Raw genomic sequence first — 12,527 nt, forward strand, 5'->3', positions numbered from 1 at the left:
TTGACTTATTGTGCAATAAATTCGCGAGCAAGAAACTGGGAACCCTCTTTGGTCTGAGGGTTTTTAAAGAAGGCATCGGGGTGGGTAATTTCTAGGATTTTGCCGTCTTGCATGAAGATGAGATTGGACGCTAGGCGCTTCACCTGGGCCATATTGTGAGAGGCAAATAAAACCACCTTCCCATCTCTGGCAAGCTCAGCAATCATCTGCTCGACATCATCACTGGCATTGGGATCTAGATTAGCGGTGGGCTCATCGAGAAGGACTAATTTGGGGTTTTGTAAGCGAGCTTGGGCAAAGCAAAGCTTTTGGCGTTCCCCAGCAGAAAGGCGTTGAGCGGGATTATTGGCTAAATGCGAAATTCCAACAGATTGCAAGGCCTCATCAATTGCTTGATCGCTAATGGTTCGATGGGTATCCCTTAACAAGCTAAGGTGCTCTCTAACCGTGGCTTTGAGCATGGGGGTGTAATGAAACACCAGTGCACTCTCATCGGACGTGAAGGGGCGTTGGCATTGACCCTGCGATGGCTCAATTAGGCCATGGATTAAGCGTAATAAGGTTGTTTTCCCAGCGCCATTGGGACCAATCAGGGCAGTAATACCTGCTAGGGGAACTTGAAGATCGCCAGATTGCAAAATAATGCGCCCATCACGGATGACCTCAACATTATGTAGGCTAAGCAATTTATCCATAACGTCGCTCCGCAACTTGTCGAACGACAAATATGAATATATTTGCCAATATCACAATACCAAGAAGGACAATTCCCAAAGACAAGGCAAACGCAAGATCGCCTTTGCTGGTTTCTAGTGCAATCGCGGTGGTCATGGTACGCGTTACCCGATCAATATTGCCGCCCACAATCATTACTGCCCCGACTTCTGAGATCGCCCGGGCAAAACCAGCCAGAATGGCGATCGTGAGTGAGAAACGACAATCCCAAATGAGCCACTTAAGACGAGCAAAGTAGGGTAGACGCAGAGCCATGAAGGGGTCGCGATGGATTTTCCAAGAATCTTCTAGTAATTGGCGGCTAAGTGCTGCAATTAAAGGGGTGGTGATAAAAAACTGAGCCACGATCATTCCCTTGACCGTAAATAACCAGCCCCACTCGCCAAAAGGACCGCTTCTTGACAGAATCAAGTACACCAAAACGCCCACAATCACTGTCGGTATCCCCATCATGCTATTCAGGATCACGATTGCAACGCGCTTACCCGCAAACTCTTCGGTGGCTAGCCAAGCCCCAAGCGGCAAGCCCACCAAGGTCCCCAATATCAGGGCCGTGATACTCACCTGCAAAGAGGTGATGACAATGCGCACAATTGCCGCATCGAGATGGGCTAGCAGTGCAACGGCATCAAGAAAGGTGGAGCTCATGAGCGAGAATCATTAAAAGGATCATTGGATTCTAACAATCAATGCTCCCTAAGTCTCGGTGGCACAATGGTGTGATGTCAATTACTGTTTGTGTCTTTTGTGGATCTCGACCCGGTTCTAATCCGAGCTGGTCGACTGCCAGTAGCCAATTGGGCTCTGAAATTGCTAAGCATGGCTGGCGACTCGTCTTTGGGGGTGGCGGGGGAGGTCTAATGGGTGATCTGGCCCGAGGTGCTTTGGCATCCCATGGCAATGTAATTGGCATTATCCCCAGTTTTTTGACTGAGGCAGAGGCTGTGATTGAAAATTTGGCGGAGCTTTACGTCGTAGAAAGTATGGTTGCCCGCAAAGAGATGATGATTGAGCTCTCCGATGTTTTTGTGGTTCTACCAGGCGGTATTGGTACGATCGAGGAATTGTTTGAGGTGTGGACTGGTAATCATGTCAAGGCGTATAGCAAGCCAATCCTGATTGTGAATCTAAATGGTTTTTATGACTTGCTGCTTCAATTTACTCAACAACAGTTCGATGATGGCTTTTTAATCGAGCGTCATTTCAGCGATATCACGGTAGTGAAGACAATTCCTGAGGCAATTGCATTTCTTCAATTGAAGGCGCGGTAATTCAGTATCATGAATGCCATGGCGGATGTCATTTGTTTATGTAATCAAATTTGGGACGAGGATTTACGAGAGTATTTGGCAACCCATGAAATTAACTCCATCGAGGAGTTGCGCCAAGAGGCATCAATTTGTAATAAGTGCATGCAATGCGAAGAGCTCGTTCAAACTGAAATTTATCATGCGCGCATTCGACGCCAGCAACATTCATCCTAGTGCAATCCAGCCCGCCTCAGGTTTGCGGGTGGTCACGATTAATATGCATAAAGGGATGTCACCCCTAAAAATTGACTCGACTGTTTATCGCTTGCGACAGCGTTTAAGGTCACAGCATCCGGATTTAATCTTTATTCAAGAGCTACAACAAGAGAACATCCGTCGACAGAAACGTTTATCCACCTGGCCGAAGCAAGAAATCACCCATTTTCTGGCTGATGGATTTTATGCAGATTGGCATTACGGTAAAAATGCCGAGTATCGACATGGTCATCACGGCAATGCCATTCTTTCCAAATTTCCATTGCATAAAGGAGATAACTACGATATTTCAGCCTATCGGTTTGAGCGTCGCGGTCTCTTGCACTCTATTATTCAATTAGCAGAGGGCCCGCCCATCCATTGCTTTTGTGTACACCTGGCCTTATTGCAACGTGGACGTGAGCGCCAAGTCGATACCATCTTGCAGCACATTGAGACTCTATCAAAGCATGAGCCCAGTATTATTGCGGGTGACTTTAATGATTGGCGTAATTCTGCGAGTGAGCCGATGGGTGAGGCTGGCTTTGTGGATGCGTTTGAGAGTTTGTATGGTGCCCCGGCTAAAACCTTCCCAAGTGCGAAGCCGATGTTAGCGATGGATCGTATTTATGTGCGTGGCTTAAAGATTCAGAAGGCGCAGGTATTAACCGAATGGTCAAAATTATCAGATCATTTAGCTGTATATGCAGAGTTAGGTCACTAATATGATGCACCTGTTCACCGGCACCATTTTTGGCTATCACGTCCCGTGGTTTGTGATCCTGCATGTCGTGATTGCGATCTTATTTTTCCTGCGGATCATCTGGGTTCGACGCCCAGTGGGGGTAGCAGTCTCGTGGCTATTGATTATCGTTTCCTTCCCAATTATTGGCCTGATTCTTTATTTGACCATTGGTGAGCGACCCGTTGGCCGAACGCTGACAAGCAAGATCATTCGCATGGAAAAGGAGTACGCCAAAATTAGTAAGGCAATGCGTCAGTTGCATGAGCCCGACCGCGCCCTTTTGCATCAGGATGCGCATGCGATTAGCCTACTTGCGCAGGCCAAGAACGGTACACCAGTAGCCGCTGGTAACCAGATCGAACTGTTTACCAACTCGCTGGAGATCCTGCAGCACTTCATTGATGAGATCAATCGTGCCCAAAAATCCATTCATATGGAGTTTTATATTTGGTCGCTGGGTGGTGATGCTGACCGAGTGGGCGAGGCCCTGATTGCAGCTTCCAAGCGCGGAGTGAAGTGCCGTGTTTTGCTTGATTCTTTGGGAAGTTCTAGCTGGTTTAAATCTGCTTGGCCAAAGCGCTTTGCAAATGCCAAGATTGAGGTGACCGAAGCTCTACCAATTCAGTTTGGCCGTTTTCAGTTCCGGCGCGCCGATCTGCGTTTACACCGCAAGATATTCATCATTGATGGTGAGACAGCATGGACTGGAAGTATGAACTTGGTTGATCCCCGAACCTTTAAACAGGACTCTGGAGTGGGGGAGTGGGTCGATGCCATGGTTCGTATTCAGGGACCCGTGGTATCCCAGTTTGAGCTCACCTTTTCATACGATTGGAGTGTTGATAACCCAAGGGTAATGCACTTTAGTGATCGCGATGGTCTCAATAAAAAGCCGGCTGGTAACGCTTTAGCTCAGGAGTTCTCGTCTGGACCAGTTTATCGAGACGATATTCTTTATCAGGTCTTGCTCTCTGCGGTACTCGATGCGCGCCAGGAGCTCGTGATTACCACCCCGTACTTTGTTCCGGATGAGGGTCTGGTCCAGGCGTTAATGGCAGCCGCTCACCGTGGAGTGAAGGTGAAGCTAATCGTACCGCGCTTGAATGATTCAACTTTGGTTGCTTGGAGTAGTCGGAGTTTTTACAGCACTCTACTAGGTGCGGGTGTTGAGATCGCTGAGTTTAAAGGAGGCTTATTACACACGAAGAGCCTTTTAATTGATGAGCGGATTGCTATTTTTGGATCGGTCAACTTCGATCAGCGCAGCTTACGTCTTAATTTCGAAATCAGCCTCATTGTGTACGACCAAACCTTCTGCACTCAACTTAAACAGTTAACTACCAGTTATCTTAAACGCTCACAGATCATTAATCGAATTGGGTGGGAACGCCGCCCACGGTGGCGAAGACTGTTGGAGAACACAGCGCACCTAGCATCGCCCTTGCTTTAAATCGCTCCGGCTTGTTTTAGCTGCTGGATCGATTCTGCAGAGTGCCCGAGTTCTTTTAGGATTGCCTCAGTGTGTTCACCGACCCCCGGTATTTTGTCCATTCGATACTCATAGGCAGTATTGATGCCTGGAGGTAATAGGGCGGGGATTGAGCCATTGGGAGATTCCACCGAATGCCAGCGTCCACGCGCACGCAATTGTGGGTGATCCCAAAACTGATGCATATCATTTAGGGAGGCATTGGCAATCTGAGCCTCCTCGAGTTTGGCTAAAACCTGTTCGCTCGTCATTGCAGAGAAGATCTTCAAGATAATGGCATTGAGTTCCACACGGTTTTCATTGCGCTTGAAGTTTTTATCAAAGCGGGGATCGGTCGCAAGCTCAGGCTGCAAGAGTACTTTCTCGCAAAACAAAGCCCACTCGCGCTCATTCTGAAGACCCAACATAATCGTTTTGCCATCGCCGGCCAAATAAGGACCGTAGGGAAAGATAGTGGCATGCGAAGCACCGGTGCGCGGTGGCGGAGAGGCGCCATCCATACTGTAATACATCGGGTAGCCCATCCACTCTCCAAGCGCTTCTAGCATGGAAATATCGATCACTGACCCTTTGCCCGTCTTTTGTCGCTGGAGAAGCGCTGCCAAGATATTGGTATAGGTATACATACCTGCTGCAATATCTGCAATGGAAATACCAACCTTGCTAGGGGTCTCAGGTGTTCCAGTGATGGATAAGAGTCCCGCTTCACTCTGAATCAGTAGGTCATACGCTTTTTTATCCCGATACGGCCCATTCTCACCATAGCCAGAGAGATTGCAATAAATTAATTTGGGATTGCTTGCTTGTAATGCTTGGGCAGTAAGGCCCATCCGGGCTGCTGCGCCCGGCGCAAGGTTTTGGACAAACACATCGGCAGTCTCTAGTAATTGACGCAGGATAGTAAGCGCAGGCTCGTGTTTGAGATCGAGAGTCAAACTTTCTTTGGAGCGATTCACCCAGGTGAAATGCGAGGACATCCCTTTGGCGCGTTGATCGTAGTTGCGCGCAAAGTCACCGGCACCAGGCCGCTCAATCTTGATGACGCGGGCACCAAGATCCGCTAGCTGACGAGTAGCAAAAGGCGCCGCGATGACATGCTCGAGTGCAACGACAGTAATACCGTCTAAGGGCCGCATCACTAGAATGAGCGTGGTAAGCCAAGCAAGTGCTCGGCCACATAGGAGTAGATCAAATTAGTCGAAATCGGAGCAACTTGATAGAGTCGGGTTTCTCTAAACTTACGTTCGACATCGTATTCACAAGCAAAGCCAAAGCCCCCATGCGTTTGTAAGCAAACATTGGCGGCTTCCCAGGATGCCTTGGCTGCTAAATACTTCGCCATATTCGACTCAGCCCCACAGGGCTCTTGTCGATCAAATAGCTCGCAGGCTTTAAAGCGCATCAAGTTCGCTGCCTCGGTCTCAATATAACTATCGGCAATCGGAAACTGAATACCTTGGTTCATGCCAATGGGGCGATCAAAGACCACACGCTCAGTAGCGTAGCGGCGTGCGCGATCGATAAACCAATAGGCATCACCAATGCACTCTGCAGCAATGAGTGTGCGCTCAGCATTTAAGCCGTCCAAAATATATTTGAAGCCCTGACCTTCGGTGCCGATCAAGTTCTCGGCTGGAATCTCTAACTGATCAAAGAAGACCTCATTGGTTTCGTGATTGACCATGTTGGCGATGGGACGCACTTCCATTCCTTTACCGATTGCCTCATGGAGATTGACGATGAAGATGGACATACCTTCCGACTTTTTCTTGACCTCCGAGAGGGGAGTGGTACGCGCTAACAAGATCATTAAATCCGAATGCTGAATGCGCGAGATCCAAACTTTCTGACCATTGATGATGTAGCGATCCCCTTTTTTGGTCGCAGTAGTCTTTAGCTTAGTCGTATCGGTTCCAGTAGTAGGCTCAGTCACCGCCATACTTTGCAGTCGCCATTCACCCGAGGCAATCTTTGGCAAATATTGTTGCTTCTGTTGCTCTGAGCCGTGACGTAGCAAGGTGCCCATGTTGTACATCTGACCATGACACGAGCCAGCATTGCCTCCGGAGAGATTGATTTCTTCCATGATGACGGAGGCCTCAGCAAGTCCAAGGCCCGAGCCACCATATTCTTCCGGGATTAATGCTGCTAACCAACCTGCATCGGTCATCGCCTTCACAAATGCTTCAGGATAGCCGCGCTCGTGATCCACTTTTTGCCAATAGGCAGAGTCATAATGTGAGCAAAGATCGCGAAGCGCTTCGCGCATTTCCTGATATTGGTCTGGTTTTGGAATACTTAATGCCATGATTAATTCAGTAGTTTATTAGTGATGTCGATGGTTTGATAAGGGAGCTGATCTACTGGCCAAGCACCAGATTTATTACTCTCAAAAATCTTTTTGAGATCTAAGGTGACATAACTAGTGCGATTTGCATAGTTGGAGATATGCCATTGCTGGTTATTGAGATCCTTAATGTTGACCCATTGGGTGTAATCGGAAACCACTTTATCACCGTCCTTTGAGGCAGCTACACCAATTGGAATATCGACATTATTCAAAATATGACCAGTGAGTTGCACGCTCTCAGCGCGGTTGTTTGGTGGTGCAGCAAGTTGGCGTAAGTACGCAGCCCGAATAAATCGTGAGGGCGGGGTGTAATCCGCAGGCAAGCCTATCAGCCCACCACCTTGACCAAGCTCTGTAACATTTTGGCCATTCACCGTAACCGCGCTGCGAGCAAAATTGGTTAGGTTAATGTAATTTCGAGCATTGGTAATGTGCCAATCGTAGGTTGGGGAGTTCGTTAATACGTTTGCGACATTTTCGTGGATACGCATTTGACCTTTGACGAACTCGATTACGATGCTGGCACCTGTGCGATCAGTAAACACAAAATGTAACCAGGGGGGAGTTGGGCCTGAGGGAAGGCTTGAGTCATACCAAACTTTGAAGCGTGGAATCTCTTTGCGTAATTCAGCGACATTAGCAAACATGCCCAAAGCAAGCGTACCAAAATCTAGAATCGAGACATAGTCCAAATCTTTAGGGGTAACGGTTTGATATTCAGTAAAGCCAGGAAGGAAGTTGCCACTCATCCCTAAGCCGGCGCTATTTTGACCCTCAAGCAGAGCAGGTGCGCCCGGCAAGATTCCTGGGGAGATTCCGAGAACAGCGTATTTGGTAATGAACTGGATTGGAGGTAACTTGAGATTATCGGGAGCCGTGGTACGAAATTTAGTTCCTTGTGGGAGGCTGTTGATGGTCCATTTCATATCAAAGGCCCACTCCATGGTGCGACCAGCAATGACCGTGCCATCTTTGGCCTGAATATTGACCGCAGTACAAGCAAACGAGCTGTGAAAAAAACTAAGTAGCGTAAGACCAACCAACCATTGTTTCATTGTGACTCTCCAACTCAAGATTCGGAATCTTGTAGTTTAATCTAGATACTTTCTTGATTGATGGGGCTAATTGCCATGCAACAAATCCTCTCCGGTATTCGTGTCCTAGAGCTTGGCCAATTAATTGCGGGCCCCTTCGCAGCGAAGACCTTGGCGGACTTCGGGGCGGAGATTATTAAAGTCGAGTCGCCCGGGGATGGCGATCCATTGCGCAAATGGCGTATGCTGCATGAGGGAACCTCGGTCTGGTGGCAAGCGCAGTCTCGTAATAAGCAATCGATTTGCATTGACTTGCGCCAACCCGAGGGTCAGGATATCGTGCGACGTTTAGCCCAAGAGGCGGATGTTCTGATTGAAAACTTTCGGCCCGGCACGATGGAGAAATGGGGCATGGGTTGGGATGCATTGCATGCGCTTAATCCGAGCTTGATCATGTTGCGTGTTTCTGGCTACGGACAAGATGGACCGCGTCGCGATGAGCCTGGCTTTGCCGCTATTGCGGAAGCAACGGCTGGATTACGATATTTAACTGGACACCCCGGGCAGGTGCCTGCGCGCGCGGGCTTATCACTCGGTGACACGATTGCTGGCTTGCATGGCGCCTTGGGTGTTTTGCTGGCACTCTATGAACGTGATGCTCGAGGTGGTCAAGGGCAGATGATTGATGTGGCGCTTTACGAAGCAGTGTTTAATCTGACCGAGAGCCTCTTGCCGGAGTACCACGTCTTTGGTGCAATCCGTCAACCAGCAGGAGGGGCATTGCCAGGCATTGCCCCATCAAATGCCTATCCTTGTATTGATGGCCAATACGTATTAATTGCCGCCAATGGGGATTCATTATTTAAGCGATTGATGGATCTGATCAGTCGTAACGATTTAGGCAACGATCCTGAATTGGCGCGTAACGATGGGCGGGCTAAACGTGCTGACGCCATTGATGAAGCAATTGGGCAATGGACGAGCCAACGAACCCTTGAAGAGATTCTGGCTGCTCTACAGGGTATTGCTGTTCCTGCTGGACGTATCTATAGCGCGAAAGATATTGCGGAGGATCCGCACTACCGTGCGCGCGGTGTGATTGAAACCATTGAGAGTGCCGAGGGTCTGAACGTCGAGATGCCAGGCATCATTCCGAAGCTCTCCCAAAATCCTGGGCAAATTCGACATCGCGCACCGACACTTGGCGAACATACTGAATCGGTTCTCATGAAGCACGGATTTACGGTTGAACAGATTCAGACTTTGAAAGACGCTGGCGTTCTGCATTAATGGAAGCCCTCATTCATTCCATGATGGATTGGTTTGGTATGCCCACCGTGGGTCTACCGGCGGTATTCATTGTGGCAGCAGTATCCGCCACGCTGATACCGATGGGCTCAGAACCCGTTTTGTTTGCATACGTCAGCTTAAATCCTGAGGATTATTGGTTGGCAATTGGTGTGGCAACCCTGGGCAATACCCTGGGCGGCATGATTAATTGGTGGCTGGGTTTACTCGCACGAAATACCTATGAGTCATTGCGAGGAGAGACCCATTCACGCGCCCAAGCCTGGCTAGAAAAACGAGGGCCACCAATGTTGTTACTCTCGTGGTTACCAATCATTGGTGACCCTTTGTGTTTGGTAGCAGGTTGGTTGCGTCTGCAATGGTTACCGTGCATGATTTACATGGCGGTTGGTAAGCTACTGCGGTACATCACTCTCACATGGCTGCTAACCTCGATACCCAAGTCCTTTTGGCAAGAATTAGGCCGACTCATAGGTCTATGAGAAGATAGTTGTCTTATTGGTTCAAACGAGGGTTTTTTGGAATGCTTCTAAAGGGTAAAACCGCCTTAGTGACGGGCTCAACGAGTGGTATTGGACTGGCGATGGCTAAGGCCATGGCCGCCCAAGGCGCCAATGTGATGATGAATGGCTTTGGTGATAAGGATGCGGCAATTGCCGAGGTCAAGGCCTACGGAGTGGAAGTGGATTATCACGGCGCCGACATGAGTAAGCCCGATGAGATTGCACAAATGATTGCTGCTACCGAAAAACGCTTTAGTGCAATTGATGTGCTCATTAATAATGCGGGGATTCAGCATGTCGCCAGTGTGGAAGATTTTCCAGCAGAGCGCTGGGACGCGGTGATTGCGATCAACTTAAGTTCGGCATTTCATGCAACGCGTTTAGCACTACCGGGAATGAAAGAACGTAATTGGGGTCGCATTATTAATATTGCCTCCGTTCATGGTCTTGTGGCTTCTATTCAAAAAGCAGCATACGTAGCGGCAAAGCATGGCATCGTAGGCTTAACTAAGGTGGTTGCGCTTGAGACTGCCCGTACCGGGATTACTTGCAATGCCATTTGCCCGGGTTGGGTGTTAACCCCCCTCGTTCAAAAGCAAGTGGATGCACGCGCCCAGCGTGAGAATATTTCCAATGATGCAGCTAAATTAGCATTAGTCTCCGAGAAGCAGCCTTCGGGTGAATTTGTGAAACCAGAGCAACTCGCTGCATTAGCCGTATTTCTGTGTGGACCGGATGCATCCGAAGTCCGTGGTGTTGCCTGGAATATGGATGGCGGCTGGACGGCGCAATAATTAATCACTCCAATCAAAATAAGAAGAACTTCGTCATGCAACGCATTGTCATCGTAGGTGGTGGGGCAGGAGGGTTGGAGCTAGCAACCCGTCTAGGCGATCGATTTGGTCCTCGCAAAGGAAAGCCCGGTCGTTACTCTATTACCTTGATTGATAAAAATCGCACCCATATTTGGAAACCAAAACTCCATGAGATTGCCGCTGGCAGTATGGATTTGGGCGACCATGAAGTTGATTACATTGCGCAAGCCCACTGGCATCACTTTACCTATCGCATTGGTGAGATGATCGGTTTGGATCGCGAGCGCAAAGAGGTGATTGTTGCGCCATATAAGGATCACCTGGGTACCGAAATTACCCCACAACGCTCTATTCCTTATGACGTTCTCGTCATGAGTATTGGAAGCCTCAGCAATGACTTTGCGACTCCCGGCGTTGAGGAATACGCCTTACGTTTAGAGTCTCAAGACGATGCCAAAAACTTTCATCATCAAATGCTCAATGCGATTATTCGAGCTCAGGCACAAAGTAATCCACTTTCGCCCGATCAATTGCACGTAGCCATTATTGGCGCAGGGGCAACTGGTGTTGAGCTTGCTGCCGAACTGCATCGCACCACGCGCGAAGTTGTTTCGTACGGTCTTGATCGAGTAGACCCTAATAAGGACTTAAAGGTAAGCGTGATCGAGGCAGCCCCCCGAATCTTGCCAGCCTTGCCGGCGCGACTCTCAAACGCGACTGAAGCCTTATTGCAAAAGATGGGTGTTGAGGTTATTACGAACAAGAAAGTGGCGCGGGTATTTCCAAAAGAAGTTCAATTTAGTGACAACACGAGTCTGCCCGCTGAATTGATTGTGTGGGCAGCCGGAGTCAAGGCGCCTGATTTTCTCAAAGACATCGGGGGCTTGGAGACGAATCGAATTAATCAGCTGGTGGTGCTGCCGACCTTACAAACGACGCGTGATCCTGACATCTTTGCCATGGGCGACTGCGCGGCCTGCCCTTGGCCAGAAGCAAACGAGGGGCAGGGCGGCTTTGTACCGCCGCGAGCCCAAGCGGCCCATCAACAAGCCTCTCATTTGTTTAAGCAAATCCAATTGCGTCTTGAGAACAAACCCCTGAAACCATACTGCTACCGTGATTTTGGTTCTTTAGTATCTTTAGGAAAGTACAGCACCGTTGGCAATATGATGGGCGGCCTGATTGGTGGCAATCTCATGATCGAAGGCGTCTTTGCCAAGCTAATGTATTTGTCTTTGTACAAAATGCATGAGCTGGCATTGCATGGCTGGGCTAAAGTGAGTCTTGATACCTTGGCGCGCATGATAACGCGCCGTACCGAACCCCACGTTAAATTACATTAATTGAGTTCGGAACGAACTTGAGCAGAGCGATCCCAAAGATTGGGGATCTGCGATGAGGAGTAACCCGAAACAAAGTTTTTGACAGAACCTGTTTGTGGGTCGTAGACATGGCGCTTCACAGCACCGATATTGCCCCCATAAACATGGATACTTATCGAGGGTTTGTCGTCAAAGGCATTCTTCACAATATGAATATCCCCAATGCTCGGGCTGACCTCATCCACATCACCAGGCAATAAGGTTTCTTCATGACCGACAGCCTCTAATTGACCAGCCGCATTGCGGGCGTAGCGTTGACCTTTTTCAGAGCCCCGCAGCATGCCAATTAGACCCCAGACCATGTGATCATGAATTGGAGTGGCTTGGCCTGGTCCCCAAACAAAACTGACGACCGAGAATCGCTCCAGTGGGTCGGCGTGTAATAAGTATTGCTGGTAATACTGAGGGTGGGGAACTGCGCAAAAATCCGGTAACCAAGAATCCGTCTTAATTAACTCTTGTAATAGCGCTTTAGCTTTGGGACGAACAATATCCTCGACTTGGCTCTCGCCGACCAGTTGGGTCATTTGAGTCACAAAGTGCCGTAATGGGGCAATTGGATCGGTCACAGCAGGATTTGTCATAGATCCATTATATGAATACTTTGGGGATTTCCCCAGCAAGCAGCGATTGGCAAAGACCCCTAAAATACCAGTATTCC

14 protein-coding genes are annotated in these 12,527 nt (G+C 49.0%); 8 read left to right on the forward strand and 6 right to left on the reverse strand.

Features of this window, described 5'->3' with window-relative positions; all coding sequences use genetic code 11:
- Positions 1-5 precede the first annotated feature (5 nt).
- Together QUE64_RS03240 and QUE64_RS03245 are read right to left on the reverse strand one after the other, a co-directional pair.
- Positions 6-695 carry an ATP-binding cassette domain-containing protein gene (locus tag QUE64_RS03240; RefSeq protein WP_286225892.1) on the reverse strand — a complete coding sequence of 230 codons (690 nt, stop codon included), beginning with the start codon at positions 693-695 and terminating at the stop codon, positions 6-8.
- Entirely contained in the window at positions 688-1,383 is a 696-nt protein-coding gene (locus tag QUE64_RS03245; RefSeq protein WP_286225893.1) for an ABC transporter permease, read from the reverse strand. Before QUE64_RS03245 ends, QUE64_RS03240 begins: the two co-directional genes overlap by 8 nt.
- A 74-nt stretch (positions 1,384-1,457) precedes the next feature.
- Between QUE64_RS03245 and QUE64_RS03250 the strand changes: the two genes are divergently transcribed.
- From QUE64_RS03250 to cls, 4 genes are read left to right on the forward strand one after another with little or no spacing between them, the layout of a single operon-like run.
- Positions 1,458-2,006, forward strand: a complete 549-nt coding sequence (locus QUE64_RS03250) for an LOG family protein (RefSeq protein ID WP_286225894.1) — start codon at positions 1,458-1,460, stop codon at positions 2,004-2,006.
- A 9-nt stretch (positions 2,007-2,015) separates the two neighbouring features.
- Complete coding sequence (locus QUE64_RS03255) at positions 2,016-2,219, forward strand: (2Fe-2S)-binding protein (protein ID WP_286225895.1); 204 nt, start codon at positions 2,016-2,018, stop codon at positions 2,217-2,219.
- Positions 2,185-2,964 carry an endonuclease/exonuclease/phosphatase family protein gene (locus QUE64_RS03260; protein ID WP_286224391.1) on the forward strand — a complete coding sequence of 260 codons (780 nt, stop codon included), beginning with the start codon at positions 2,185-2,187 and terminating at the stop codon, positions 2,962-2,964. Before QUE64_RS03255 ends, QUE64_RS03260 begins: the two co-directional genes overlap by 35 nt.
- 1 nt (position 2,965) lies before the next feature.
- Positions 2,966-4,435 (forward strand): cardiolipin synthase, encoded by a 1,470-nt coding sequence (gene cls / locus QUE64_RS03265; RefSeq protein WP_286225896.1) that lies wholly within the window; start codon positions 2,966-2,968, stop codon positions 4,433-4,435.
- Here cls and QUE64_RS03270 read toward each other — a convergent pair.
- Genes QUE64_RS03270 through QUE64_RS03280 form a run of 3 tightly spaced genes read right to left on the reverse strand, consistent with a single transcriptional unit; the run spans position 4,432 to position 7,879 of the window.
- Entirely contained in the window at positions 4,432-5,610 is a 1,179-nt protein-coding gene (locus QUE64_RS03270) for a CaiB/BaiF CoA transferase family protein (RefSeq protein ID WP_286226156.1), read from the reverse strand. The two genes, cls and QUE64_RS03270, sit on opposite strands and share 4 nt — an antisense overlap.
- A 2-nt stretch (positions 5,611-5,612) precedes the next feature.
- A complete protein-coding gene (locus QUE64_RS03275) occupies positions 5,613-6,782 on the reverse strand; it encodes an acyl-CoA dehydrogenase family protein (RefSeq protein ID WP_286225898.1) in 1,170 nt (389 codons plus the stop codon).
- Between the two features lie 2 nt (positions 6,783-6,784).
- Positions 6,785-7,879, reverse strand: a complete 1,095-nt coding sequence (locus tag QUE64_RS03280; protein WP_286225900.1) for a choloylglycine hydrolase family protein — start codon at positions 7,877-7,879, stop codon at positions 6,785-6,787.
- A 75-nt stretch (positions 7,880-7,954) separates the two neighbouring features.
- On the opposite strand from QUE64_RS03280, the gene QUE64_RS03285 reads away from it, so the two are divergent.
- Genes QUE64_RS03285 through QUE64_RS03300 form a run of 4 tightly spaced genes read left to right on the forward strand, consistent with a single transcriptional unit; the run spans position 7,955 to position 11,827 of the window.
- Positions 7,955-9,148, forward strand: a complete 1,194-nt coding sequence (locus tag QUE64_RS03285) for a CaiB/BaiF CoA transferase family protein (RefSeq protein ID WP_286225902.1) — start codon at positions 7,955-7,957, stop codon at positions 9,146-9,148.
- Positions 9,148-9,648 carry a YqaA family protein gene (locus tag QUE64_RS03290; protein ID WP_286224397.1) on the forward strand — a complete coding sequence of 167 codons (501 nt, stop codon included), beginning with the start codon at positions 9,148-9,150 and terminating at the stop codon, positions 9,646-9,648. The genes QUE64_RS03285 and QUE64_RS03290 overlap by 1 nt, the downstream gene beginning before the upstream one ends.
- Before the next feature lie 41 nt (positions 9,649-9,689).
- The gene (locus QUE64_RS03295) at positions 9,690-10,463 is read left to right on the forward strand and encodes a 3-hydroxybutyrate dehydrogenase (RefSeq protein WP_286225904.1); all 774 of its coding nucleotides are present in this window, start codon (positions 9,690-9,692) and stop codon (positions 10,461-10,463) included.
- Positions 10,464-10,498: 35 nt separating this feature from the next.
- Entirely contained in the window at positions 10,499-11,827 is a 1,329-nt protein-coding gene (locus tag QUE64_RS03300) for an NAD(P)/FAD-dependent oxidoreductase (protein WP_286225905.1), read from the forward strand.
- Here the strand turns inward: QUE64_RS03300 and QUE64_RS03305 are convergent.
- Complete coding sequence (locus tag QUE64_RS03305) at positions 11,824-12,450, reverse strand: cysteine dioxygenase family protein (RefSeq protein ID WP_286225906.1); 627 nt, start codon at positions 12,448-12,450, stop codon at positions 11,824-11,826. The genes QUE64_RS03300 and QUE64_RS03305 overlap by 4 nt on opposite strands.
- Positions 12,451-12,527: the final 77 nt, after the last annotated feature.

Source organism: Polynucleobacter sp. HIN7, from assembly GCF_030297595.1.
Lineage (GTDB): Bacteria > Pseudomonadota > Gammaproteobacteria > Burkholderiales > Burkholderiaceae > Polynucleobacter.

Bases quoted from the DNA above. Each gene is read 5' to 3' on its own strand.
- QUE64_RS03260 (WP_286224391.1), top strand. From the start codon at position 2,185: ATGCGCGCATTCGACGCCAGCAACATTCATCCTAGTGCAATCCAGCCC.
- QUE64_RS03245 (WP_286225893.1), bottom strand. From the start codon at position 1,383: ATGAGCTCCACCTTTCTTGATGCCGTTGCACTGCTAGCCCATCTCGAT.
- QUE64_RS03250 (WP_286225894.1), top strand. From the start codon at position 1,458: ATGTCAATTACTGTTTGTGTCTTTTGTGGATCTCGACCCGGTTCTAAT.
- QUE64_RS03270 (WP_286226156.1), bottom strand. From the start codon at position 5,610: ATGCGGCCCTTAGACGGTATTACTGTCGTTGCACTCGAGCATGTCATC.
- QUE64_RS03285 (WP_286225902.1), top strand. From the start codon at position 7,955: ATGCAACAAATCCTCTCCGGTATTCGTGTCCTAGAGCTTGGCCAATTA.
- QUE64_RS03305 (WP_286225906.1), bottom strand. From the start codon at position 12,450: ATGACAAATCCTGCTGTGACCGATCCAATTGCCCCATTACGGCACTTT.
- QUE64_RS03275 (WP_286225898.1), bottom strand. From the start codon at position 6,782: ATGGCATTAAGTATTCCAAAACCAGACCAATATCAGGAAATGCGCGAA.
- QUE64_RS03295 (WP_286225904.1), top strand. From the start codon at position 9,690: ATGCTTCTAAAGGGTAAAACCGCCTTAGTGACGGGCTCAACGAGTGGT.
- QUE64_RS03290 (WP_286224397.1), top strand. From the start codon at position 9,148: ATGGAAGCCCTCATTCATTCCATGATGGATTGGTTTGGTATGCCCACC.
- QUE64_RS03300 (WP_286225905.1), top strand. From the start codon at position 10,499: ATGCAACGCATTGTCATCGTAGGTGGTGGGGCAGGAGGGTTGGAGCTA.
- QUE64_RS03255 (WP_286225895.1), top strand. From the start codon at position 2,016: ATGAATGCCATGGCGGATGTCATTTGTTTATGTAATCAAATTTGGGAC.
- cls (WP_286225896.1), top strand. From the start codon at position 2,966: ATGATGCACCTGTTCACCGGCACCATTTTTGGCTATCACGTCCCGTGG.
- QUE64_RS03280 (WP_286225900.1), bottom strand. From the start codon at position 7,879: ATGAAACAATGGTTGGTTGGTCTTACGCTACTTAGTTTTTTTCACAGC.
- QUE64_RS03240 (WP_286225892.1), bottom strand. From the start codon at position 695: ATGGATAAATTGCTTAGCCTACATAATGTTGAGGTCATCCGTGATGGG.